At 53.7% G+C, this 25590-nt stretch carries 16 protein-coding genes; 7 read left to right on the top strand and 9 right to left on the bottom strand.

What is annotated here, in order from left to right:
- Positions 1-19: 19 nt before the first annotated feature.
- Positions 20-655 carry a TMEM175 family protein gene (locus GN107_RS06920; RefSeq protein WP_155286997.1) on the bottom strand — a complete coding sequence of 212 codons (636 nt, stop codon included), beginning with the start codon at positions 653-655 and terminating at the stop codon, positions 20-22.
- Between the two features lie 335 nt (positions 656-990).
- Between GN107_RS06920 and GN107_RS06915 the strand changes: the two genes are divergently transcribed.
- Complete coding sequence (locus GN107_RS06915) at positions 991-3993, top strand: LTA synthase family protein (RefSeq protein ID WP_155286996.1); 3003 nt, start codon at positions 991-993, stop codon at positions 3991-3993.
- A 1331-nt stretch (positions 3994-5324) separates the two neighbouring features.
- Positions 5325-8339, top strand: coding sequence for an LTA synthase family protein (locus GN107_RS06910; RefSeq protein ID WP_155286995.1), 3015 nt, complete (start codon positions 5325-5327; stop codon positions 8337-8339).
- Between the two features lie 959 nt (positions 8340-9298).
- Here the strand turns inward: GN107_RS06910 and GN107_RS06905 are convergent.
- Positions 9299-10834, bottom strand: a complete 1536-nt coding sequence (locus tag GN107_RS06905; RefSeq protein ID WP_155286994.1) for a DUF6056 family protein — start codon at positions 10832-10834, stop codon at positions 9299-9301.
- A 50-nt stretch (positions 10835-10884) separates the two neighbouring features.
- On the bottom strand, positions 10885-11379 hold the full coding sequence (locus tag GN107_RS06900; protein WP_155287005.1) for a phosphatidylglycerophosphatase A family protein: 495 nt from the start codon (positions 11377-11379) through the stop codon (positions 10885-10887).
- 235 nt (positions 11380-11614) lie between these two features.
- Between GN107_RS06900 and GN107_RS06895 the strand changes: the two genes are divergently transcribed.
- The 3 genes from GN107_RS06895 (at position 11615) to GN107_RS06885 (ending at position 15679) form a co-directional block, all read left to right on the top strand.
- Positions 11615-12403 (top strand): LicD family protein, encoded by a 789-nt coding sequence (locus GN107_RS06895; RefSeq protein ID WP_196246276.1) that lies wholly within the window; start codon positions 11615-11617, stop codon positions 12401-12403.
- Between the two features lie 15 nt (positions 12404-12418).
- Entirely contained in the window at positions 12419-13846 is a 1428-nt protein-coding gene (locus tag GN107_RS06890) for an oligosaccharide flippase family protein (protein WP_155286992.1), read from the top strand.
- 207 nt (positions 13847-14053) lie between these two features.
- A complete protein-coding gene (locus GN107_RS06885; protein ID WP_155286991.1) occupies positions 14054-15679 on the top strand; it encodes an O-antigen ligase family protein in 1626 nt (541 codons plus the stop codon).
- Between the two features lie 60 nt (positions 15680-15739).
- Here GN107_RS06885 and GN107_RS06880 read toward each other — a convergent pair whose 3' ends face one another.
- Together GN107_RS06880 and GN107_RS06875 are read right to left on the bottom strand one after the other, a co-directional pair.
- The gene (locus tag GN107_RS06880) at positions 15740-17101 is read right to left on the bottom strand and encodes an MFS transporter (RefSeq protein ID WP_155287004.1); all 1362 of its coding nucleotides are present in this window, start codon (positions 17099-17101) and stop codon (positions 15740-15742) included.
- A 478-nt stretch (positions 17102-17579) separates the two neighbouring features.
- Entirely contained in the window at positions 17580-18824 is a 1245-nt protein-coding gene (locus tag GN107_RS06875) for an RNA-guided endonuclease InsQ/TnpB family protein (RefSeq protein WP_155286990.1), read from the bottom strand.
- Positions 18825-18916: 92 nt separating this feature from the next.
- On the opposite strand from GN107_RS06875, the gene tnpA reads away from it, so the two are divergent.
- Entirely contained in the window at positions 18917-19363 is a 447-nt protein-coding gene (gene tnpA / locus GN107_RS06870) for an IS200/IS605 family transposase (protein ID WP_155286989.1), read from the top strand.
- A 152-nt stretch (positions 19364-19515) separates the two neighbouring features.
- On the opposite strand, the gene GN107_RS06865 is transcribed toward tnpA, so the two are convergent.
- Positions 19516-20277: an SLAP domain-containing protein gene (locus GN107_RS06865; protein ID WP_155286988.1), complete on the bottom strand. Its 762-nt coding sequence runs from the start codon at positions 20275-20277 to the stop codon at positions 19516-19518.
- 427 nt (positions 20278-20704) lie between these two features.
- On the opposite strand from GN107_RS06865, the gene GN107_RS06860 reads away from it, so the two are divergent.
- Positions 20705-21790 (top strand): glycerate kinase, encoded by a 1086-nt coding sequence (locus tag GN107_RS06860; protein WP_196246275.1) that lies wholly within the window; start codon positions 20705-20707, stop codon positions 21788-21790.
- A gap of 62 nt (positions 21791-21852) precedes the next feature.
- Here GN107_RS06860 and GN107_RS06855 read toward each other — a convergent pair whose 3' ends face one another.
- From GN107_RS06855 to GN107_RS06845, 3 genes are read right to left on the bottom strand one after another with little or no spacing between them, the layout of a single operon-like run.
- A complete protein-coding gene (locus GN107_RS06855; RefSeq protein WP_155286986.1) occupies positions 21853-22821 on the bottom strand; it encodes an aliphatic sulfonate ABC transporter substrate-binding protein in 969 nt (322 codons plus the stop codon).
- Positions 22822-22830: 9 nt separating this feature from the next.
- Complete coding sequence (locus GN107_RS06850) at positions 22831-24351, bottom strand: AMP-binding protein (protein ID WP_155286985.1); 1521 nt, start codon at positions 24349-24351, stop codon at positions 22831-22833.
- Positions 24344-25552 (bottom strand): acyltransferase, encoded by a 1209-nt coding sequence (locus tag GN107_RS06845; RefSeq protein WP_230678568.1) that lies wholly within the window; start codon positions 25550-25552, stop codon positions 24344-24346. Before GN107_RS06845 ends, GN107_RS06850 begins: the two co-directional genes overlap by 8 nt.
- Between the last annotated feature and the right edge of the window lie 38 nt (positions 25553-25590).

Below are 25590 nucleotides of genomic sequence, written 5' to 3'. Positions count from 1 at the left end.
TGCCCTATTATTTTGTCATTTAAAAGGGGCCTACACTCTTAGCGTTGGATTTCTCCAACACCAGAAAGTGTAGACCCATTTCTTGCCGGGCCGCGCTGTTGAGCAGGAAGCTGAGCACCGGGTAAGCCAGGTAGAAGAACAGCGCCGCTTCGGGGAAGAAGTAGGCGACGACTAACGCAACGATGCTGAGAATGTCGAGGTAGCGGTTCGCGTTCCCGTAAATTTTGACGTAGACCTTCTGCATCTCCGTCTTATCTGTGTACTGCAGGTGCACGATGACTTTCGCCAGGTAGCGGAAGAGATAGTTGACCAAGAACTGTAGCAAGCCGTACAGGATCACGGTGGTGCGGGTAGTGTTCTGCGCCATCATGTTGGTGAACAGGGGCATCAGCGCGAGGAAGGCCAGAAAAATGATCTCGAAAATCAGAATCCGGTAGGTCATAGTCGCGATTTCGCCAAATGCCGTGCTGTGTTCATACCAAATATTGGCCACAAAAATAAAACTGATCAGGTAGACCCCAACGTGCTTGCCCAGCAGCAGGTAATTGCCAAGGCTGTCGTGCAGCACAGGGGGGATGTCGAGGACCATGATGGTAATAATGATGGCGATGATGGCGTCACTGAAGGCGTCCAAGCGGTTCTTTAATTTTTCCATAAGGCTGACTTTCTGTTCAATGACTAATGTGCGGGTGCAAACTGTTATCCTTGCCCGTATTCTACGGAACTAGGGGTTAAAGTGCAAGGCACTTGGCCTGCAGTCGTAAATGGCGTTCGTGATTTTTATTGATAAGCTGCAGTTTTGGTGGGTGGCGCGTGCGCGACTGGCCGCTGACATTGTGCGTGCGGAGTTAGACACCCGCAGTGGACTTAATTATAATTAGAACCAACTATTAAAAATTAGGCTGAATTCGCGGGCTGATATTGCCATCTATGCCAATGCATGGGCAACAGCTTGCTGGACAGCGCAACTAGAGAGTGTGGAACTTAACTGTGGAATCATTCAAAAAAGTAATGCGGCGGCCAGCCGTGCGCACGATCATCGGGCTGCTACTGATGGTGGCGTTCGTGATGAACGAATACGCATTTGGCGTGCGGGGGCTGTACTCGCCAACGATTAACGCCCAACCTGTCGGCCTGAAATGGTTAGTGGTTTGGGCAATCAAGCTGATCATGGTGATTGGCAGTGATGCCTTTCTGATCTACTTGTTCCGCTTATTTATCGATGCTAAGGTCCACGTCAAACTTGCTGTCCACACGTGGCTATTTGTCGTCACTTCGGGAATTATCCTGCTTGGCTTCACGATGGTTCACGGCCAAGTGCCTGGATTAGCGGGCCTCCTGGACGCCATGTTCCCGATCGTGCGGAACGTGGTGCCGTATCTCACCGGCATGCTGATTTTCATGTTGCTGCTGCCGTACCTGCAACTCGGCAAACATGCACCCCTCGTTAAGCGGCTCTTACTGCTGGCGATGGGCATGGCGATGCTGATTGGCCGCGACATCTGGAGCTTTAATGCCGGCAGCGGCCTCACCGCCGCGCTTTGCGTTGGCTTGGTCGCGCTGCTGTTCCGGAACGAAAATCTGGGCAAGAATCTGCGCGCCTTCTGCGGTTTAGCGCTGCTGGCTTACCTGCTGACCCTGTTTATGTCCTGGGCGACTCTGTACGGCCAGGGGGCGTGGAACAATTCCGCGCAGTTCATCGCGCCGGAATCAATTTTGACCCTGATTCCCGCCGTGGCGCTGGTGAACGTTTTGCTGCCCGCACCGGCTGCGAAGACGCAGGTGCAGGGTGCAGAAAGCTGGCAACTGTTTGCTGGCATTTTGCTCGTAGTCGTCAGTCGTAGCGCCAGCTTACTGGCAATTATGACGCTGCTGAAGAACAAGGTGCAGGCATTGATCACCGCCCGGCTGGGCATCTGGATGCTTGTTAGTGCGCTGGCACTGACGGTTGGGGTCGTCATCTTTACACTGGCCCTGCTGTGGATTCTCAAGCGGACGCAGACCTGGCGCGTGCTGGGCAAGGAGTCTGACTTCGAGTTTGTGCCCTTAGCCCGGGACATCGTGGCAAAGCGCAGCCACTTGCTCGGTGCAATCTGGCACCGGCTGTGGCCCGGCGCACTGGCTTTTGGCCTCTTCTACGTTCTGCAGACCGTGGCGACCTTCTTCATGTATCCCGGACTGCAGGCGGCGTGGAAGGCGTGGTCCGGCCCGATGGTTTACCCGCGGGTCCTGCTCGTGCGGATCCCGGCCATGGTCTACGGTGCCATCCTGCTCATGGCCATTTTCTGGATCATTCGCGGCCTGACTAACCGTTACTGGACCGCCCTGATTGCGACCTTCACCGCTGGCACCCTGTGGCTGATTGCGGATGTCGTCAAGATTGCTGCCCGGAATGAACCAATTGTTCCCGCCGACATCTACGAATTACGTTCCACCGCTAATCTTGTGAAAATGGTCAGCCCGCTGCTGCTGATTGCCGGCGTGGTGATCGTTGTGGCCGTGATTGCCCTGTGCATTTGGCTGGAACGCAAGCACCCGGCGCCAAAGACGAGCTGGCTAATGCGCGTGGTGCAATTCATTTTTGCCATCGCGTTCATGGTCGGTTTCCGTTCCTACAACCAGTACATGTCTGCTAGTCAGCAGTTCGCGAACAACTTCAAGGTGACCTACAAAATTATGAACCAGATGTGGGCCGCCCAAGACAACGGGCCGTACGTGCAGTTTGCGCAGAACATCGACGTGACGCCGATGGAAAAACCCAAGGGCTACTCCAAAGCGGCAATCGATCAGCTGGCCAAGAAGTACGGTCAAGAAGCTGCACAGATCAACAAGACGCGCACTAACGACATTAGCAAGATGACCGTCATGTTTAACCTGAGCGAGAGCTTCTCCGACCCGACCCGGGTGCCAAACGTCCACCTAGACAAGGACCCGATCCCGAACATTCGCGCCATCAAGAAGCAGACCACGTCCGGGCTTATGATGAGTCACGGTTATGGTGGTGGGACCGCTGATATGGAGTGGGAGACGCTCACGGGGATGAGCCTTGGCAACCTGAACACGACGCTCTCGACGCCTTACACGCAGCTAGTTTCGCGGCAGCAAAATGGGGCGGCGGTTTCAACTTGGTTCAAGTACTCTTCCGCAATTCACCCCTTCAACGGTTCTGAATACAACCGGCAGGGCGTCTACGAGAAGTTCAACTTCAACAAGTTTGCCGCGCTTGATAGCAAGTACCCGATCAAGCACAGACGCTACGTTGGCAACGCCCACACCTACCTCTCTGATTACACGGCCTACGATAACGCGTTGGACCAACTGCAGGCGCGCAAGGGTGGCCAGTTCCTTAACCTGATTACCATTCAAAACCACATGCCGTACACGCCGACGCTGTACAGCAAGCATGACTTTAAGGCATCTGGTTCCGCGTTCACAACCGCCGACCTCAAGGGTTCCTTTGAGAGTTACGCGATGGGTCTGCACTACACGGATGACGCGGCCGAGAAGTTCATGCACCAGATCGATGCCATCAACAAGCCGATCATCTGGGTCTTCTACGGTGACCACCTCGGTGCCCTCTACAATGGCGACAGCTCGTCCAAGTACGCGGTCCCGCTGCACCAGACCGACTACTTCATTTACGCTAACAAGTACGCCCGCGCGCACGGGGCCAAAACCAAGCTGAGCAATACCAAGCAGGTTGGCTCCAGCGACTTCATCGCCATGGCCTTCGCGCAGGCTAACGCCAAGGTCGACCCATTCGTGGCTCTCCTGACGAAGGTGCAAAAGACGCTGCCAACTATCTGGATGCGCAGCGACAACCGCACGAATGACCCAACGTACGGGATGAGCTTCGTGAACAAGAACGGCAAGGAAGTTTACTACAATGACCTGAGTAAGAAGCAAAAGGCCACCTTGCACGATTACCAGCTCCTCGAATACGACATCACTGCCGGCAAGCAGTACGCATTGCAGGCGGGGATGCAAAAGTAATTGTGAGTTAAAATGGCACCCTGGATTCCATTTGAGATGTGGAGTTCAGGGTGCTTTTTGGTTGGCTGCCCGGGCGGTGGGCGCCTCTTCCTCCCGTTTCGCTATTGGGGGTGACAGCAGGCATGCTGGGGCCGGCTGCAGGCTTGACCTCTTCGATGTCCGGAAGCTCTAACCGCTGAAGCGCTAAGAGCTCTGGCAAACCCGGGCCAAGTCTTCCGCCTGAACTACGAGCCCGCCGTGTTGTAGTGACCAACCACGGTAAACTCACAGTTGTGCTTTTATTTTATTGGCGGTCTCTCCGTTCTCCCCGATAATCAGCGCAAACCACGCTGATTATCGCGACAGCATGGTCACCCCCACTAGCTGCACTTCGGAAGAGGCGTCCACCGCCCTACAAATATCCACACATTAACTGCGGTTTTTACTCAGTATCCAGACAGTTTGACAACACGCTTTGCAATCATTGTGAGTAAGGATCACCTATCAACTCTTGGTAACTGGTTCACCTGTGATAACGGTTATGAAGTCACTTCCAGTTGTTAAGCAGAAATACACCTCTTAACGACTGTTTGGGCTTTACGCGGCATATACTTCATTCTCCAATATTGATTGAACTAGCAGCGACATATCCACAGCAGTTTAAATCGCTATGCAGCGGCGCCCCTCCTTGCTACATTCATTTCTAACCAATAGGCGGTGGCTTAGACTGCCTAACTAAGCAAACTGCTTACAATACACAATGCAACTATCCAGTGGTGTTGTGTATATTCTCCTGGATTGTTGAGTATCCAAGTTACTTGTAATATCCGAGGTAGTTAGAAGAGGGGGAGATTTTATTGCAGGCTGGAAAGTGTCCAGTTCATGACGGAGCTAATTAAGAACATCTCTGTAGGGTGGCGGGCGCCTTTTCCGGGAACGGAGCTGGCGGGAGTGACCATGCTGAAACGAATATTGAAAGTAGTAGTCTTGCTGGGTTTGCAAGGCTACTGCTTTCAATATTCGGGGATAGCGGAGAGACCGCCTATGATGATTAAAGCAATGCGCCAAGCTTACCATCGACGGTTGCGAAAACACGGGCGGGCTCGGAGCTAAGGCGGAAGATTTGACCCGGGCTTGGTCAAACCTGTAGCCGTGCCCCAGCATGCCTGTCGTCACTGCCGCCAGCGCAGTGGGAGGAAAATGCGCCCGCCGCCCGGACGTACAAGCCCTTAGTAGTGGTATATTCCACCTCCACCTACGTTTCCGTCCGCGCAGGTGATTTAGGCAACCACTACCCGAACGTTAGTGTATAATTAGCGGGAGATTAGAAAGGTACATATCGGGGACGAATCATGAAACGTAATCAGAGCACAGGGGACCGGCGCTTAGGGCTGGTCCTCCTTGTATTTTTTGGAATCATCATGCTAGGCGCCGTTCTGACCTACTTTGTTAGTTACGGGCAACACGGTGTCTTAGCCTACACACTAAATAGTAGCAAGCCCACCAAACTGTGGCTGGCCGGGAATCTGCTTAAGTACGGTCTCGGCATTTTGGCTGATATCGGGTTGATTTGGGCGGGCAGTTTCTTTGCGCAACGCCACGTGAGCCTGGCGACGACAGTCCACTTTTGGGCAACGGCAATCATCAGTGGCATCGTGCTGATTTTGGCGCAACTTGCGGTCGGTAGTTTTGGCGAGCCGGCTGCCATTTATGACCAGCTATTCCCGGTTTTGCGCAACGCGCAGCCTTACATCACCGGGGTCGTTCTCTTCACGCTGCTCGCACCGTGGTTGCAGCAATGGCTTGCCAAGCGGGAATGGAAGCTTTTCGGCGTATTTTTGCTGAGTTTGCCGCTGATCTTTAACCGTGATATTTGGACGCTCGGAAACGGTGGCTTTACTGCTGGGGTCATGGCGCTAGGCTGTATTGGACTCGTCGCGGGCGATGCGACCGCGCGAATTCGTTGGGAAGACTTAGGCCTGTTCATCGTGGGCTGCCTGACGATTCCGGCGATGGGCTTCAGCACGACAGCAGCGGCACTGACACTGGCCAATTCCGCGCGCTTTGTGGGCTTGCTTTCGCCTTTGACCTTTCTACCGGCGCTAGTTGTTGTGCGGGTGGTCCTGAAGCTGAGCCGTAGTACGCAGGCACCAATCGATTCTGCTAGCGACCGCATTCACCAGGTCATGGCCTATGCGGTTTGGTTAGGGGCACTCGTAGCGGCCGGAACGACCTGGCGGGACCTTTTGGGCACTTATGTTGAAGATTTACACCGCTTCTTTGATGGTTTTGGTCACCTGTGGCTACCACTTAGCCTCATCACCATTGCGGCCTTTGTGTTGCTACTTGCGCTGATCAGTCTGGCCTTTTCATGGCACACTAAGCTATGGCGGCGGGCTAGTCAGCGCTTGGATATGCCGTTTACAACCGCCTGGCTGCAGTTTGTGGCGCATCCGCAAGCTGCTATCAAGCTGTTCTGGCATGATTACCAGCGGCCAATCATCACTGGCGTGGCGTTATACGCGGCACAATTGCTCGGCGCCTTAGCAATGAATGAGTCTTGGCAAACGGTTGAAAATATTTATAATCCGCATTTGTCCGTGCTGGGTTACACGGTCATGACCTTGGTTCCCAACATGTTGGTCGGGACGCTGATCCTGCTGATTATTTACTGGATTTTGCTGGGCTTAACGGACCGGTATTGGCTGTCACTGATCACCACTTTGACCCTGCAGACGATATTTGTCATCGCTAACCGGGTCAAAATCGTTTATCGCAATGAACCAATCGTGCCGAGTGACATTGCGGAACTGAAGGCGGGGGGCCAGCTGGTCAAAATGGTCCCGGCGTGGCTACTGGTTGCGGCACTGATCGGCATTGTGGCCATTGTGCTCCTCATCGTGTTTATTGAGCGCCGGGCGCAGCGAGCTGAACAAACGCGCCTGACCGGGATTGCAAAATTGCTGGTGGCGCTCGTTGCTGGCGCTGGTCTGTTCACGATGAATCAGCATTATTCCTACTGGCGCAACCTGACCGATAGTGGTCACATCGTGATGGCCAACAACAATCAACTCCGCTTTGCGCAGTGGAACGGACCAATTTTGCAGTTTTTGAGTAGTATTGATGTCCACGCGATGGCGCAGCCCCAAGGTTATTCCAAGGCGGCAATTCGGCGAATCGTCAACAAATACAGCCAGCAGGCGGCACTTGCCAACCAGTCGCGGCCCAATTTGCCGCAAAAAACGACGGTGATTTTTAACCTTTCTGAGAGCTTTGCGGATCCAACGCGGATCCCTGGCGTTAAAATCAGTCAGGACCCGATGCCCCATATTCGGCGACTAATGCAAGCGAACACCAGTGGCTCGCTCATGAGTTTCGGCTACGGTGGGGGCACTGCCGACATGGAGTACATGTCCTTGACCGGCCTCAGCACGGGTAATTTTGACAGTGCTCTCAACACGCCTTACACCCAGCTCGTACCGCGGCTGAAAGCCAATCCGAATGTTGGTAATGATTTTGACTACGCGACCGCGGTCCACCCGTACACGGGCAGCTTCTACAACCGGCCGCAAGTTTATCAGCGTTTTGGCTTCAACAAGTTCATTTACTTAGGTAGTAAGTACAAAATTATCGATAAACACCGGCTTGGTAGCAGTCCTTACCTCTCTGACACCACCGCCTACGCAAACGCACTGCGGCAAGTGCACGCACGGCGCGGCGGGCAGTTCCTCAATCTCATCACGATTCAAAACCACATGCCGTTCAACGGTTGGTACAGCAAGGGGGTCACGGCCAAAACGACCAGTGCGACCCTGTCCGCCCGCCAGCAGCAGATCGAAACCTATGCGCGTGGGGTGCACTACACAGATCAAGCCGCCGCGGCGTTCAAGAAGCAAATCGACAAAATCAATAAGCCGATTGTTTGGGTCTTCTACGGCGACCATCTGCCCGGCATCTACCCAGGTATCACCGACACGGTCCTCTTGCACCGCACGGATTACTTCGTTTATGCGAATAAATACGCGCGGGCACATGGGGCGCTGGGCAAACAGCACGGCGGGGTCATCGGTACTAACGACCTGATTGCGCTGGCCTACAAGCAGGGTGGTTTGAAGCTGAACGCGTACAACGCACTGCTGACGGCGGTTAACGCCAAATTGCCTGCAATGTGGACTAAGGTTGCTAACTCAAGCACGAACAGCACGACTGGGATCCGCTTCGTGAAGGATGACAACCGCACGGAGCTTTACCCACAGCTGAGCAAAGCGCAAAAGGCAGTGCTGCACGACTACCAGCTGATTCAGTACGATATCGCGGCTGGCAAACAGTACAGCGTGCAGTTCGGCATGAACAAAAAGGTGAAGTAGCTGCCTGAATTAATTGACTGACGACTGCAAGTACGCGTAGATCTTGAGCTAACTAGACTGGCCGCCGGGAGGGGCGCCGCTGCTCCGCTTCGCATATGCTTTCGCGTGGAACAGCCCGGGGCCGGATACGGACTAGCTTCGCGAGTCCTCCTCCTAAAATCGGGCCCGCATCGCTACGCTCAACGCGGTCCCAATTTCACCCCCAGTGGTTAAGCAGAAGCCCACTGCTTAACCGCTGTTTGGGCTTTACGCGGCATATGCTCCACACTCCGCGGCTTTGCCGCTCCGATGTCGATTGAACTAGCGGCGGCAGAGCCGCTGCAGTTCAAGTCGCTACGCAGCGGCGCCCCTCACGACTACATGTGTTTATTCCAGGTAGGTAGTTGATCAGGCTATGAAGCCGAGCTTGGCGGTTATCCAGCTTGATAATGGACGAAACTGATCATTCATACCAATAGCACCGCCAAATTGTGTTGGTTGCAGAGTTCAAATTCAATAAATGCCAAAACACGGTCAGGACATATTTTTACAAACGCGCAATATGGCGCAGAAAGTCAAGCGGGACAAGGGTTCTAGAGATTGCTAAAAATATGGCTTGCAACAACATTCACAAGTCTTACCGTCAAGTACAGATTCAGCAACATTGGGCGTGGGAGATAGATCCATATTTTGGTCATTCGCGCAAAGTCTGTACTACCAACGTTTCGGGCGGTTTCTGCGCATATTTGTAAATATGTCCTAAGCAGATTTTCGGCTTTTCGGCAGTCGCCCTTTTCGAGTCAGGCCCATTCTTCAGCCGGCACGGTCGGTGGTGATTCAGCAAATAAGTTAGCCTAGTGTTAGTCGGCGCGAGCTAAACGGAGCAGTGGTGCCCCGCACCGCGGCAGTGGAATAAGCAGCAGTCTGACGATATATGTAAAACCGGCCGCCCCGTTGGATACGGAGCGGCCGGCTTTGTTTTACTTTTGCTTTGGCGCCACCTGCGGATACATGCGGGCGAAGCTCTTTAGCAACGTTGCCGGATCCTCGTGCCGATGTGCGCGCCACTGACTGTAAGGAACAAAAATGCCTGCCCCGTAGCGGAGGTTGTAGTAGCGGTCGATCTTCCAATCCTGATTCGGAGCTAAGTGGCCGGACCAGAACCAGTCACCGTGCGGAATCTCTGGGTAGTAGTTCTGGTACTTGCGGGGGTGCTTGGCTTCATAGCGCAAGACCTCTTCCCGAACGACCTTGCCCTGATGAATCTGGACTAGGTACGGCGTGCTGTACGCCAAGGTTACAGCTGCGGCGAGGGTGACGCCGATGGTCCAGACGCGGGCGGACGGTTGCACGTAATTATGCAGCCAGCGCAGAGCGAGCAGGACCAGGAACAATTGCGCGCTGAATACGCAGCGGGGGCCGAACGGGTGCAGGGCGAGGTAGGGCAGCAAGGTGAACACGGCCGCGGCCAGCAGGTACCAGGAGACGAGGTCGGCGGGGGCCAGGGCCAGCAGTAGTAGCGCTAAGGCGCCGAAGCAGCCGGCGGTGAGCAGTAGGTATAGATCCGCGTAGTGGCTACTGAGGTGGGCGGGATCCTGGACCAAGTGGTTGCCGACACACAGGGCGGCAAGTTCCAAGGTTGCCAAAGTGCCCAGAACGCGTTGGTAATTACGCCAGCCCTGCCAGTTTTTGATGCTCAGGATGATGGCTAGCAGTAGGAAGGCAATCAGCAGTCCGGCAAAAGAGTTCAGCGCTGTTTCCGTGATGACTTTGGCGTTCTGGACGATGCTGTGCAAACTGAAGTTGATGCTACGGTAGCTATCCGTCCCGGCGATACTGTTGCGGTAGCCGCCGTTCATGAACATGAGCACGAAGCCAATCAGGGTGCCGGCAAGAGCGGCCCACCAGTGCCGCGCAAGGTGGCCGCCGCGCAGCTTGGCAACGGCAATAAAGGCAATGATGCTCAGCAGGTTCAGCATGGTGACTGGTTCGCTGAGCCAGCTCGACAGCATCCCGGCGCCGGCCAGAAACAGGGCGAAGGTGCGGGGATAGTTGAGCGCAATTGGTCGTGCGTTTAGGATCTCCCGGTCGGCGAGCGCCAAAATACCGATGGTGAACAGCGTGGAGAACACATAATTAATGTAGCCGGAATTCCAGCCGATCGTCTGCGCGAAAACAATGCGGGGCATCAGCAAAACGGCGGTCATGGCCGCAACACCACCACTGACCGAGCGCAGCAACTTACTGCAGACCCAAGCCAAACCGGCGGCAATGAGTCCGTAAACGATGTGCAGTAGCCACTGAATTTTGCTCAGAACGATAATCATTGTGTTGCCGAGGTAACGCCCGTCGTACACGTTAAATGAGCCCCAGTGCCAGTACCGTGCCAGCGAGCTAACCCCCCAGGTCAGGTCGTCGCCGGTCAGCGGCATGGCGATTGAAATCAGGGTAAAGATGATAAACACGCCCAGAACCATGGCAACTTCTGGACGCCGATCGTGGTAATGATTCAGCATAACTCCTCCAAGAGTCCAAAACCGATGCAGCAGTGGCTTAGCGCAAAAGTCTACGCGTACTTATGGGCCATTTTGCCGGCAACAGCGGCCGCAATCGCACCAACGAGGTCGTCAATGAAGGTGTTCACCGATGTACCGTTGTTGTCGAGTTTGCCGATAATCCCAGGTTTGGTGCGATCAATGTAACCATAGTTGGTGATGCCGATCGAGCCCCATAAAGTGGCGATTCCAGATGCCAGCGTTTCGTCAACCCCGAAGACGCCAACATCATTGGCAACGATACTTTGCAGTGGCTCGTCTAGTTGCCCCTTAGTTGCCAACTTATCGAGTTGCAAGGCCACCATCGCGTTGTTCAGCAATTCGCGTTTGTGCATGACGTTAATGACTTCCGCCTCGTAATCGGCAATCGTCGCGTCCGGCAGAAACTTGTGCTGCAGGCCGTATGTGATTTGGGCGATGTCGCTGAGGCGTACCCCTTTTGCATCCAGCTCGTCAATTACGTACTTGTAAGCCGCCGTGTCGGGGTACTTGAAATTATTATTCATTACCATCTATGCAAGCCTCCAAACTTTTGCCTCAATTCTGGACTAATTAAGTGCCATTGACTAGTCCGCATATAGAAGCTGTAAGAATCTTTAAGCTTTGCCCATGTGCATTGCGTCCGGTTAGCTAAGTTGCAAGAATGGAGGGGATGCCGATTAGATGCGCGTAGATAAAAGCGGCGTGGTATCATAGATGAAGCAAATTATATTTCGGAATACATATTTGGAGGATGGATTATTGGCTAATGTAAGCCACGAGGTGCTACTGACAACTCTAAAAAAATTACGCCGCATGCTAAAGCGTTATGATGTGCAGTATTTCCTCATTGGGGGTTCAGCAATTGGCGCGGTCCGGGAGCACGGGATGATTCCTTGGGACGATGACGTTGATATCGGTATTAAACGCGAGAACATTCAGGCTTTTATCGCCGCGTTTAACGGGGCCAATAAGGAAGCAAACGTCCGCTTGGTCAAACCGGGGGACCAAGGCTATTTCTTGGCCACTTACAAGGTATTGAACCAGTCCGAAGCCGTTTACGACGAAGTGGACGCGGGTACCGGTCTGCACGGGGTGTTTATTGATGTTTTCGCGCTGGACAAAACGTTCCGCTGGAAGCCGCTGCGGCGCTTGCACCAGCTGCTGATCCGCTTAGATCAAGTGGCGCTGGACGTGGCTAACGGTGACAATACGACCGGTCGGCACCTGGGCTTCTTGCACAAGATTGCTGAGTTTATGGCCGCCCACCGCAGTAAGGCTGACCTTGCGCGCCATAACGTGAAGCACATTCAGCTGTTCAACTGGTTGCCGTTTGGTTATATCTACTACAACTTCAGCAGCCCTTACCCTTGGGATAAAGAAATGTATCTTCCCAAAGAAGTTGCAGATAGTAGTATTCAGGAGTTTGAAGGGGAGAAATTCCCAGTTGCCGCCGGTTACGATGCAATCTTGACCCGGATGTATGGTGATTACATGCAGCCACCGAAGGAAGCGGACCGGAAAGCGCGGCACTTACAAGAAGATAATTAATGAAGAGGTGAAACCGTGCGGAAAACAATGGTGAACATCGTCTACAACGCCTTGTACCAGGTGATGGCGCTCATGCTGCCGATCGTGGTGCAGCCATACGTCACCCGGACTCTGGGCGCGCAGGCGGTTGGACTGAACGCGTATATTAATTCCATTCCGACGCTGCTGGCGGTGATCATCTTGTTTGGGATGAACCAGTACGGGGCGCGGGCGATTGCCCAGTCAAAAGCTGAGGATCTGCCGAAGCGTTTTGCCCACCTGTGGTTTATTCAGCTGCTTGTGGGGCTGGCCACAATCATCGGCTTCGTGGTCGTTGTCATGTTGTTTATGGACCACAAGAACTACTTCCTGCTCGAAGTGCCATTCTTACTGGGTTACGTGCTCGATATTTCCTGGCTGTTCATCGGCCTGGGAGAAATCAAGGCGGTCGTGACCCGGAACACATTCATCAAGCTCGCCATCATGGCCTGCATCTTCATTTTCGTTCATAATCCAAGTGACTTGTGGATCTACCTGTTAATTAACTCAGTTACTTACTTGGCCAACATCGTGTTCTGGTTTGATTTGAAAAAGCGCTTGGGCCGCAAGCTCACCCGCAGCGATTTTGACTTTGACAAGATTTACTTCCGCGGTGCGCTGACGATCACGATTCCGTCCATCGCGGTGCAGATGTACATCAGTTTCGACCAGACGCTGGTCGGCCGCATCGCTGGCAGCACCCAGCTATCATATTACGGGCAGTCGCAGATGATTGCCCGGGCAATAATTACCGTTGTCGGTTCCGTCAGCACGATTTTGATGCCCAAAATGGCGCAGATGCTCAGTCAGGATACCGATGAGACGCGGGTTCAGCAATTACTTAAGTCGGCGCTGGATTACACCTTGCTCATTGGGGCTTACTTCACCATTGAGTTGATGCTGAATGCCGATAAGTTCGTGGTTTGGTTCTGGGGGAAGGATTTCGCACCGGCCGGGTCGGTGCTGTTCCTCGGCGCCCTCATCATCGTGCTGGTCAGTTATGGTGGGGTCTTCGCCAACCAGTACACTTTGTCGCGAGGCTTGTTCAAGCAGTTCGCGATCCCGTATTATTGCGGGGCGGTGCTCTCAATCGTGCTGAACCTGCTCATCGTGCCCCACATGGGTGCGCTGGGTGGGGCAATCACCATCGTCACCACTGAGGCGATGGTGTGCTTCCTGCGGATTTTCCTGGTGCGCCGGGAACTGCCACTACGAAAGTTATTTGCAAAGCAATGGCAAATAATTATCGCGGCGGGCTGTGCGCTAGCCGTGGGGATGGCCTTACACCTCGTGGTCAACAGTGGGTCGCTCTTCTTAGACCTAGTTGTGCAGACGACCATTAGTAGCCTGGTCTACTTGCTACTGCTGATAATTATGCGCAATAACACGGTCATGGCGGTGTGGGCAAAAGTCCGGCATCACTAGGCGCGGGCTTGCGCCACTTAGTCCGTAAGTTTAGAATTACACATATTGATAAAGACAGTCGTATATATTCATTGCTCGCCAGTAATCATCCAGGGGGGTGCACCACGGCGCGGACCACGCGCGGTGCATGCGACATGCGGCCAAGGACACAGCGCTTAAGCAACGCGGGCTAATTGCCGTGCAAGACGTTATTTTGGAGGAAAAAGTGTGGCTTCTAAGTTAAAAAAAGTATTAATGATTTTCATAATCATACAGCCCTTTCTAGATATTTTCTGGCTGTATCAGCCGCCGATTTCTGAATGGCTCGGAATGTCCCCAGCCACGATTATCCGGATCTTATTTGTCGGTGTCATCGGGGTAATGTTCCTGCTGGCTGATCACAGCAAGCGGATGAACCTGTTCTTTGCGGGTTACCTGGCGCTGCTGTTGGTGTACTTCGCACTGCACCAGTGGAATGCGGGCCAATTCCACTCACTGATTCCCGGTAATTTTGCCTACTCGACGTTTGGTGAGTTGTTCTACATCGTGCGGATGGTGATGCCACTGTTTATCATCGTGGTGTCTTACCGGACCGAATTCGATGACCACACGCTCGAGACGGTCGTTTCCTGGCTCTCCGGGCTCGTTTCCGGCTCCATCGTGCTCACCAACCTGCTCGGCATTAGTCTGGGCTCCTACCTGCACCAGTGGGGTAAGGGCGGAATCATCAAGCAGTACGCCCGGCAGCACATTACGGGCAACATTTTCGCCTGGTTTACGACTTCTGGTCAGGGTAACTACTACGGGCTCGCATCGAAGGGCTTCTTTAACCATGCCAACACCGTCAGCGCCATGATTTTGATCCTGACGCCACTGGTCATTTACTTCCTGTGCACCAACTTCAACGCCAAGAACGTCATTTTGACCGTGCTGCAGGCATTGGCCGGGCTCGAGCTCGGGACTAAGGCCGCGGCTTACGGAACCCTGGGCATTATTGCGCTATTTATCATCGTTTACCTGTTCTTCGTGTTCATCACCCGCGAGTTCCGCTTCAAATGGGCCGTTGTTGGCTCCTTGGTCCTGATTTTGCTGGGGACGGGGCTCTTGTTCCACTACTCGCCAACTGGCAACCGGCAGGTGTCTGAGGCGCAGACCGAAGACAACGCCACTGAGCTGCGCGATAATTCCAAGAAGGATAAGCACGATATCAAGAATGTTTATAACCACTTGAAACGCCTCGAAAAACGGAATGCCAGTGACAAGCGCGTTGGCAAGTACATTGAAAAGCACGCAAGCGAGCTCGCGCTCAACGAAGAGTTCGTCAAGAAGTCATACCCGGCGCGCTATGACACTAACTTCTGGCGGAGTATTCTCAAGTGGCCGATTTGGCAGCGAATGAATTACCGCGGGTTGCAAAATGCCATCTGGCAGCGGGTCTCGGGCATCAACAACAACAGCAAGGACAAGCTCCTCGGCTTCGGTTACACCCGGCTCAGTAACATGGGGCTGATCGAACGGGATTTCGTTTCCCAGTACTACGCGATGGGAATCATCGGGATGCTCCTGCTGGTCGCGCCATACGTGCTGATCATCTTGTTTGCGATGATCATGTTGCTCTGGCACTTCCGTAGCCGGTTCACGATGCGGAATGTTGCCCTTGGAATCAGTTGCGCGTTGACTTTGTTCCTGTCACTGTACGCGGGTTACGTCATGGATTACCTGACCGCAACCTTGCTGCTGTCCTTCTTCATGGGTCAGCTGCTCCGCGGCGCGACTGGAGCCAGCAATGGTAATAGTGGCAACACGCGGACGCTTGCCGGTCTCACTTTCAACGGAACGCGCGGTGCGAAGTAATTAATATGTAGATTGCAAAAAGACGTCCAAGCACCCAGCCGGTGCTTGGACGTCTTTTCGTTACGCCTGTGGTTTCTTTTGATCAAGGTTCAAGAGCTTGTGGTACAGGAACCAAATGATGACACCGAAGACCGTTAACATGATGAACGCCCACGCACTGCCCGCGGCCACGTTGGCGGCGTGGCTGTTACCAGGCCGGTGAACGGAGCCCATCATCAGTGCCAAGACCGTCGTCCCCATCGCGCCGGCAACCTGTTGCCCGGTGTTATAGAGTGCGTTGGCATCATTTTGCAACTGCTTGTCCATCTGCTTGAGGCCGTAAGCGACAGTGTTCCCAAAGGCCATGGAGCGCCCAATGGAGAAGACCAGGTAGACCAAGGTGATGCCCAGCACGCCGATGCGGCTGCCGCCAATCGCGAGCACGAGCAGGTTCGCCGTGAACAAAATATCACCGAGGTAAAGCGGTAATTTACCGCCAAACCGGTCCAGCATGTAGCCGTAAAATGGTTGCCCGAAGCCGTTAAACAGGCTGCCAGGCAAGAGGATGAGGCCGCCGACCAGTGAGCTGGCCGCGAACACGGTCTGCACGTAATTTGGAAGTAGGAAGTTGATCCCAACGTTTGCAAACTGTAAGAGGATGTAGGGCAGAAAACTGTACAGGAACGCCGAATCCGCAAACACGTGCAGGGAAAACAGGTGTCGGGTAGCGGTTTTTGACAGGTGTACAAACAGCAGGGTCAAGGCGATACTGATTACCAGCAAAACGCCACACTCCAGGTAGCCAGCGGTGCCGAGTGCGTTCAGGCCAACAATCAGGGCCACCAATGCGGCGCCGAGAATGAAGAAGCGTAGCCAGTCGAAGGCGTACTTTTGGGTGCGACTGTACTGCTTGATGACAAACTGACCAATAATTAGCAGCAACAACGCTAGTGGGAGCGTGGACCAGAATATCATGCGCCAGCTGAAGAAAGCGACGACAAAGCCGCCGAAGGTAGGTCCAAAAGCCGGTGCAATCAGAATGATCAGGTTGGCGAAACCGATGTACATACCTAATTTGCTGCGGGGCACCACGTCCAAGATGATGTTCACCATCAGTGGGGTGCAAAGACCCACACAACCGGCCTGAATTAGGCGGCCGAGCAGCAGTACCCAAAATGTTGGGGCTAGGCCGCAGATGATATCACCAGTGATGAAGAACAGCGCCGCACTACTGAAAAGGGCCCGGTTGGTGAAGCGCCGTTTCATGTATGCTGATGTCAGCATGACGAGCGCCGCCATCAACAGGTAACCGGCAGTCACCCACTGGACGGTGCTCATGCCAACATTGAATTGGCGCATGAGCGTGGGGAAGGTGACGTTCATCGACGTCTCGGTGAGGATCCCAATGAAGGACATGAAGGCGACGGTCGCGACAACGAGCATGGGTCGTGAAGAATTGCTTTGCGATTGTTTCAAGGACGATGGCCTTCTTTCACTATGTAAATTGTTTAATGATTAGCATGAAATTATAAATGAAATTTGTCAAATCAAAGCCCACCATACGTAAACAGTCCCCACCGCTACCGGTAGGGACTGCTGTTGAGTTAATTCAAATTGCTGCTTAGAAGTTTTCCCAATCGTCATAATCCGCTGAGCTTTTTTTGCGTTGGCGGCGTTTTTGCGCGAACGCTTTCGCTTCGGCTCTTTGGGAATGGTCAACCACCCTTGGCTAAAGTCAGAGGCTTGTAAGCGCATCGCCTAACGACGGCACGACTACAATTTGCTTAGATACAGCGATTGCCCGCAAGCGGGTCTTACGTGCTAATTACCAAAGCCCTTAAAGTCCGCAGGTTGCCAGACGGACTTGGTGCTTTAGCGCCTTAGTTCCGTCGGACACCGGAGGGCCAGACGGACTGTTTTGTTAGTTGAGAGCTAATCCTTTAGCCAAAATGTTCTTTGCGGCGTTGTGGTCGCGAATGTGGAATGCCCCACACTGCGGGCACGTCCATTCCCGATCAGCCAACGTGAGCTTCTGGTTGCCACTCATTACGAAACCGCAGTCGCTACACGTTTGCGTAGTGTTTCGCGGATCGACCGTTACAAACTGGCGGCCATATAAGTCGGCTTTGTACGCCAGCATACTCAAAAACGTTCGCCAGCCAACGTCCGCGATGCTCATTGCCAGTGCGTGATTACGCAACATGTTCTTACTTCTCAGTTCTTCCGCTACGACTAAATCGTGGTTCTTGATTAGTGTTGTAGACACAAGATGGAGAAAAGCGTTGCGGCGGTTGGCCACGATACGTTGCAGGTTGGCGACCAGCACCCGCTGTTTTTGATAATTCTTGGCATTCCGCAATGCACGGTGTTCCTTCTTGGCCCGTAAGCGGCGACGAGCGAGAATGCGCTGCTCTTTTGCCAGCCGGCCCTTGATAGCACGATAGTAGCGGGGGTTGAGAACAATGATACCGTTTGAATCAGTCAAGAAATTTTCAGTGTTCAAATCAATGCCCACCGCTGACTGAACTGGTTTTGTGGCGTGCGCGAATGGTGTATCAGAGCCTAGCTGCATGGATAAGAAATACTGACCGGTGGCGTCACGTCGGATTGTAATTGTACCAACACGGATGTTTTCTGCGTCATTGAATAAGCGTTTCTGCGAGCCAGAGACGCGAATTTTACCAAGACCGCTGAGAACGACATGCTTCTTGTCGATAAATCGGTTAGACCCTTCCATCAGGCCTATTTTGGACTTGGTATAACGAGTTGGCAGCTGATAACTGCCGTCAGCACGCTTGCGGTGAAAAACTGGCACTCCCGAACGATGTACCTGGCGAAATAGCCGCCATGCGCTTTGATAAGCTCGTCGAGCCTGGTCAATCACGTCTGTCCCCACCCCGGCACCCGCTAACCACGGGTGGATAGCAAACAACATTTGCGTATTATTTTTGCGGCGTTGTAAGTATTCAATGCGGTCTTGAACGATGGTGATTGGAATTTTGACCTGACGGAGCGCGTACAGCTCCTTGTCGATAGCGACCATTTCGTTGTAAGCAAACCGACTGGCGTTGATGTTGTTGTCAATCACGCGCTTTTGTGCAGACGATGGAAAGAGGCGCATTTTCAGTCCATAGTGATAGTTCAGATCTGCCATTTTCTTAGCCATTTGTTTTCACCTCCTGACGCCTATATTATACTGCACATGGTATAATTCAGACAGTAGAAACTGCACTATTACAATAGTTATGGAGAATACATATGGTTAAGAATAATGCGATTCACGAACGCGGCTACGTCTATAATTTTCATTATCATCTGGTTTGGGTAACAAAATACCGGCGTGAGGTTTTTACCACGCCTCAGCTTGTCGCAGATATGCTTGAGATCCTGAACACGACTGCCAACGACAACGAAATTACCATCGAGGAAGCAAAAGTGATGCCAGACCACATACACTTATTGCTCAGCTTCAAGCCGAAGTATGCTCCAGCAAACGTGGTCAAGATTCTAAAAGGTGCGTCAGCACGGACTTGGTTTGTCGCGCACCCAGAAACCAAGCGACTACTTTGGGGCGGTCATTTATGGTCGCCAAGCTATTACATGGGGACACTGGGTGACATGTCAAAAGAAACTGTTGCAGATTATATTCGAAACCAGAGAACAGAAAGGGGGAAGGTGGGACGCCCAAGTAAAAAGGCTAACTAACCTTAGCCAGTGCGGGCTTACCTCCCCTGGCTAAAGTTAGGGGTTTCTCGCCAAAATAATTCATGACAACCATCCTTTCTGAATTCTGAAGTAGCGTAGGGTTTTAAAAGACCCCAAGCGTTTAGGCTCGGGGTCTTGGGACGATGAATGAATTATTTGTTGTAAACAGCGTAAGCGGCATCGACCCACTGGTTGCCACCAAGGTTGTACCAGGTGTTACCGTCAAGGTTAGCAACTTGGAATACCTTCCAGCTGGTGCCGGCCATGAGCTTCTTGGCGTGCTTCTTGTCGACCATTACGGGACGCTTGCCATCCTTGTAGCCGTCCCAGATCTGGATACCGTAACCCTTGGTGTAGTGGACCGTAACACTGCCGGTGATGGGGCTAGGAGCTGTGTAAACCAGCTGTTCCAGTGCCTGGCTCAGGGCGTTGGTTTCGTTGTCCAGTTGGTCCTGGCTAGCGTTCTTCTGGGTGTTGATAGCAATGGCCTGCTTGTAAACCTTGTCGAACTTGGCGAAGCTAGCAGCGGTGTAGTCCTTAGCCTGAACGGCGGCTGCACTGTTAACGAGGTAAGTCAGTCCGAAGTGGTTAGCTGCGGTGTTGCCGAGGTCCATGAAGCCGCGCAGAACCGCCGTTGCGAAGTTGTAATCGGTGGTCTGGCTAGCACTGTTACTCATGGTCATCTTTGCCAGACCGATTGCCCGCTGGAGACCTTGGTAACTTGCGGTCGTCATGTTGCCCTGCTTGATGCCTTCAGCGTTGCTGAGCAGAGCTGAGAGGGTAGCTTTAGGAGTAGTAGTAGCAACCTGACTGGCGGCAGCCACACTCTGAATTGCAGTTGGTGCTGCAGTAACAACGGCGCCGCCCATTAGTGCTGCGCTAAGCATTGCAACCAATACCATGTTCTTCTTCATAATAGCTACCTCCATTTTATGTAGTGGGTCGATTCCCGCTGCTTCCTTGATGTATTTATTATACGTCATCTAGCCGTAACATGTCTGTAAAAAAGTAAAACTTTTTTAGTCACAGACGTTAAATAACGGCAACGGCAACCGCTTTTTCTATTTTAAAGGGGCCAAGCACGGTTTAACTAACAAATGTTTTTTATAATTAAGTTCTAAAAGCCGCAGCAAAATCATTGCGTGTCATCTTACAGACGTATTAGGCGCTTACAAATATGTCCGTTTGTTACAAACTACTTTTTTAATCATAAGCAGGTACTTGGCAAAATTTCAGGGGGCCACTTGCGTTATGTTTTGCTGAAAAGTGCAAGCGCTGGCGGTGGGATTCGGAGCGGCGTTACAATTGGTACGAAGCAGACAACTAATGGGGGCACACAAAATGCGCATACTGATCATGCCAGATTCGTTCAAGGGGAGTTTAGCCGCGGTTGATGTAGCGGCGGCAATGGCGCGGGGAATTGCTACCGCGATGCCAAGCGCGACCATCGTGCAGCTGCCGGTCGGCGATGGCGGCGAGAATACAATCATTAATTTGCAGAAACCGCTGCAGTTGCAAAAGGTCATGACCACCGTGACAGGTGCAGACGGCAGAGCCATTAACGCTCCGTATTACCTGCAGGTTAGTACCCAGACCGCCTTCATTCAGGCAGCGGACGTGGTGGGCTTTGCTGATTACGTTGGCAATGCTGAACCGCTCCAGCTCAGCACCTACGGAATTGGGGAGCTGTTGCTTGCAGCGCGCGGCAATGGTGCACGCCATGCAGTAATTGCCCTTGGTGGTTCCGCAACGAGTGACGGCGGCTTGGGGATGCTGCAGGCGCTGGGCTGGCAGGTTGGCAGCAAACGGCCGTTTACGCCCGATTGCTTGCCGGATGTGACGGCCCTGACTGCTGGTCCTGACATTGGTATGACCGTGACGGCTCTGGCCGATGTCACAAACCCCCTGACCGGTGCGCACGGTGCCGCCCACGTTTTCGGCCCGCAAAAGGGACTGACTACGGCGCAGCAGGACTGGCTGGATGCGCAGTTGACCCGAATCTATCCTGCCGCCACCCGCGTGGTTCATGGCGCCGGTGCTGCCGGTGGCTTGGGTGCCGCCATTGCCGGGCCGCTGCACGGGCAGATCGTTCCGGGAATCGACTATGTTCTTGATGTGCTGCACGCAGATACTGAGCTGCAGCGGGCAGATTACATTTTGACGGGCGAAGGTAAGCTGGACGGTCAATCTGCGGCGGGTAAGGTAATCAGTGGTATCAAGCAGCATGCGGTGGCCGTAAACAGTCAGGCGCCAATCATCGCCCTGTGCGGTGCGGTTGACCACGCGGGAGTGCAACAGCTAGGCATCACTGCGGCATTTACCATTGGCCGCGGGGATGAAAGCCATGCCGAAATGTTAATGCACACGGCCGCAAACTTGGAGTACACGGCGAACCAAGTGGGGCGCGTGTTGCAATCAGCAAACTAGGGTTAACTAAAAGGAGGTAGGGTCGACTGCGACCCTACCTCCTTATTAGTGTGTAAATGCCTTTAGTTCAGGTTCAGCACATAATCGCTCATCGTGATGTGCTTCTTGGTGATGCCCTCTTGGTAAAGCAGGTCCGCGATGGCTTGTTCCTCATTAGTCGTTTCGGTCGTCATGGCGCTGAACTTGTAGATCCGCCGGTTGACCATCCGCGAAACGACCGCCTTCGAGAGCTTGAGTTTCTTGCTCATTAAGGTCACCAGCTTGCTCTTGTGCGTGTTGGCCCAATCCATGTCCTCACTGAGGTACTGAATCAGCAGCTGGGTCGCGGTTTTATGGTTGCTGGCGTACTGGCCGGAAATCAGGACGTCGCGGTTGTTCACATCGACCTTGGTCCCGTTAACGAGCATGCGGCCTTTGTAGGTGAGCTCAGCCTGTGCGGTGGACGGATCCCAGTTGGCCCAGGCGTCGACCTTCCCCTTGGCAAAAGCCACTGCTGCGGCCGACTGGGACATGTCCATCAACTTCACATCGTTCGTGGACAGACCCGCCTGCTTCAGGACCTTCAGCACCATGTATTGGGAGCTAGTGTTGGTGGTGTAGGCAATTTTCTTTCCCTTGAGGTCCTTGATTGCCTTAATGGAGCTGTTCTTCTTGACGACGAGCCCACTACCATTGGACTTGGACGAACCGGCCGCAACCAGTGACAGCTTGGTCCCGTTGGCGGCGGCGGTCACTGGCGGTGTGTCCCCGGTGCGGGCAAAATCAATCGTTCCGGACGACATGGCTTCCATTTCCGCCGCACCGTTTTGGAATTCCTTGAAGACGATGCGGTAACCTTTGGCGGCCATCTTCTTGACGAGTTGCCCGTGGGCTTTCGAAATATCGATCGGGTCCCCAGCCTGGTAACCAATCGTAATGGTTTCTAGTCCCTTGTCGCCCTTAGATTTGGTCAGGGTGTAGCCCCAAATGGCGACGCCGGCAATGAAGAGCAGGAAGATGGTGTAAAAAGCGCGTTTGAAGTATTTGCCCATGTCTTTCTCCTAGTTCTCGCTCATCGCCGTGACGATTTTGCTCAGCTGGGGCCGCAAAATTTTGCCAGTTGGATTCAGTGGGAATGCGTCCACGAAGTACACCTGAGTCGGCCGCTCGTACTTGGCCAACTTCTCTTCCGTAATCTGTTTGATTGCGGCGCGGTGCTCGGCGTGGACTGCTGGGTCCTGACTGCCGTCAATGACCGCGGCCGCGACTGCTTCGCCGTAGATTTCGTCGGGCACGGGGACAACGGTCACGTTGCGGACAAAATCCAGTTCCTCAATGACATTGGCAACGTGGGCCGGACTGACCTTCTCGCCGCCGTGGTTGATGATGTCCTTGGAGCGGCCCTCAACGAAGAGGTAGCCATCCTTGTCGAAGTGGCCCAAGTCGCCGGTCAGCAGCCAGCCGTCCTTGAAGGCGTCAGGGTGGGGGTCGAGGTAGTGGGTGATGACGTGGTCGCCGCGAACAGCAATTTGGCCGTGGACGTCGGGGGTCTGCACGAAGCGGTCGCCACTAACAATGGCCACATCGGTCTTGTAAGGCTTGCCCGCGGACCCGCGCTTGATTGCGCGCAGCGGGTTCAGGGTGCACTGGCTGCAGGATTCGGTCATGCCGTAACCTTCCAGAATCGGCACACCGAAACGCTCGACGAATTCGCGGTGGTGGCCCAGCGTCAGCATGCTGGACGCGCAGCGAATGAAGCGCAGCTTGTGCTCGGGCCGAAACGCCGCGTTGGCCCGCTCGTTCTTGAGCAAAATCGTAACGATAGTCGGCACAACTGAGGACCAGGTGACGTCGTTGTCCAGAATTTCGGGCCAGAACTTGCGGGCCGAAAACTTCGGGGCGATGACCATTTTGCCCCCGGCCAGGAAGCTCGAGAGCACCAGGACGAGCTGGGCGTTGATGTGGAACATCGGCATCACGATCAAGACGGTGTCACTCGGCACCAGCTCGTGGCTTTCCAGGTCGTCGTGGGCGGCGATGATCATCATTTTGTGGGTCAGCCCGACGCGCTTCGGCTTGCCGGTAGTGCCAGAGGTGTTCAGAATCATGCCAAGCGTTTCTTCAGTCGGTTCAGCGTGGCTCGCCGGCTGCGAGTGCCGGGTGTTTTGCAGCAAAATTAACCCGGGGAACGTTAATAGACCGTCCAGTTTGGTCTGCTTGATGTAGTCGAACCGGTCAAAAGCCGCGGCGCGGGCTGCGTCCAGCAACATTGCCGGGTAGTTGAACTCCTCGAAGTCAGCGACCAGGCCGTCGTTACCAGTTGATGGGGCAATGGGGTGGATCGTTGCGCCCATGTACCAGAGGGCCTGGTTGATCGGCAGGTAGACGGCGGAGTTTTGCAGGGACATGAACACCACGTCATCGCGGCCAATGTTCGCGGCCCGCAAAGCTTGGGTCAGGAGTCTAACGTCGTGCTCGATGTCGGCGCCAGTGAACCACTGGCCGCGCTCCTCGTCCTTAACGACCCGGTCGAAACCGCGCCTTGTGAGCTCTGCATGTAATTCATCAGTCAATCTAGTCATTTTCGGGAACCTCTTTCTTGCTTAGTTGTTTAAGAATCCGTTTGATAACTCCTTGGGGCCGGCCAATCAGGATGCCGAATGGTGGGACCTTGTAGAAGAAGAAGCACATTAGCCAGGTAAAGCCTAGGGCGACCAAGTAAACCACTGGGGCCATGAATAGTAGCTGCCAGTCACCAAAATGCTGCAGGCTGAGCCACTTGGTGACGAAGGTGAGGGCAACGGTCTGCCCTAAGTAAATCCCAAAGGAAATTTTGGACGACAGGGCCACGAACTTGGCGAACCACTGCCAGTGCGGCCGGGTGCGGCGCTTGGCGTATTCTAGGCTGAGCAGGAACACGGTGAGTACCATCATTGTGGCGTAAACGAAGAGGTAGGGCTGGTGAATGAGCTCGGCGTAGTGCCGGGTGAGCCCGAGGACCTTCACGTTGAACTGGTACAGGCCCTGGGTGCCGACAGCGAGCAGCGCCGTGAGCCAGTAAATTGCGCGGTGGTGCTTACGCAGGAAGGCGATGGTCTCCTGGTAGTGAATGGAGACGAAGGCCCCGCCGAGGAAGTAGAACTGGTAAGAACCGATAAAGTTACCGTAGTTGGCAAACATGTAGGGCCAGCCGGTGTGGTCGATATATGGGAAGCGATATTTCGCCCAAAATAGGAACAGTAATTGCACCAGGGCACTGATTCCGAGCAGCCAGAGGTGGTTACGCGTGGTTTTCAGACTTTTGAACAGCTTGACCAGAAGTGGAAAAATCAGGTACAGCTGGAACATGACTAGCAGGTAGTACATGTAGAAGCCGTCCGCGTGGAGTAGGTGCTGCCAGACCTGCTGGCCCCACTGCGTCATGGTCAGCGTTTGCTGGGCAGCAACGGCGACGAAGAGGGTGTAGATGCAGTTCCACAGCACGTAGGGAATCCCTGAACCCTTGTAGCGCTTTACCCAAAATGCCGGCCAGCTGTTGTTTTTACGGTGATAATATTGCAGAAATAGGACCAAGCCGGAGATAAACATGAAGCCCATCCGCGTGAAGTGCAGGATGAGGTGCGATGCCAGCATGATTATGTAAGGAACGGAATCCGTCTTCATCGGCGTGGTGACGGCGGTGGTGGCGTGATTGGCCAGGACTCCGAAGATGAAGATGACCCGCATCAGGTCCACCTCATATAGGTAGGGCTTTTTCTTTTTCTTTGCTTGTGCGTTTGCCACGATTCTTTTTTCTCCTCCAAAACAATTTGTTAATAAGG

This window comes from Lacticaseibacillus zhaodongensis, from assembly GCF_009687905.1.
In the GTDB taxonomy this organism is placed as follows: Bacteria; Bacillota; Bacilli; order Lactobacillales; family Lactobacillaceae; genus Lacticaseibacillus; species Lacticaseibacillus zhaodongensis.
Note: the sequence above shows the minus strand (reverse complement) of the source record. Positions and strands in the feature narration are given on the sequence as shown.

Excerpts from the sequence above, each read along its gene's own strand:
- GN107_RS06920 (WP_155286997.1), bottom strand. The coding sequence starts at position 655 with ATGGAAAAATTAAAGAACCGCTTGGACGCCTTCAGTGACGCCATCATC.
- GN107_RS06910 (WP_155286995.1), top strand. The coding sequence starts at position 5,325 with ATGAAACGTAATCAGAGCACAGGGGACCGGCGCTTAGGGCTGGTCCTC.
- GN107_RS06905 (WP_155286994.1), bottom strand. The coding sequence starts at position 10,834 with ATGCTGAATCATTACCACGATCGGCGTCCAGAAGTTGCCATGGTTCTG.
- GN107_RS06900 (WP_155287005.1), bottom strand. The coding sequence starts at position 11,379 with ATGAATAATAATTTCAAGTACCCCGACACGGCGGCTTACAAGTACGTA.
- GN107_RS06880 (WP_155287004.1), bottom strand. The coding sequence starts at position 17,101 with ATGCTCGTTGTCGCGACCGTCGCCTTCATGTCCTTCATTGGGATCCTC.
- GN107_RS06875 (WP_155286990.1), bottom strand. The coding sequence starts at position 18,824 with ATGGCTAAGAAAATGGCAGATCTGAACTATCACTATGGACTGAAAATG.
- tnpA (WP_155286989.1), top strand. The coding sequence starts at position 18,917 with ATGGTTAAGAATAATGCGATTCACGAACGCGGCTACGTCTATAATTTT.
- GN107_RS06865 (WP_155286988.1), bottom strand. The coding sequence starts at position 20,277 with ATGAAGAAGAACATGGTATTGGTTGCAATGCTTAGCGCAGCACTAATG.
- GN107_RS06860 (WP_196246275.1), top strand. The coding sequence starts at position 20,705 with ATGCGCATACTGATCATGCCAGATTCGTTCAAGGGGAGTTTAGCCGCG.
- GN107_RS06855 (WP_155286986.1), bottom strand. The coding sequence starts at position 22,821 with ATGGGCAAATACTTCAAACGCGCTTTTTACACCATCTTCCTGCTCTTC.
- GN107_RS06850 (WP_155286985.1), bottom strand. The coding sequence starts at position 24,351 with ATGACTAGATTGACTGATGAATTACATGCAGAGCTCACAAGGCGCGGT.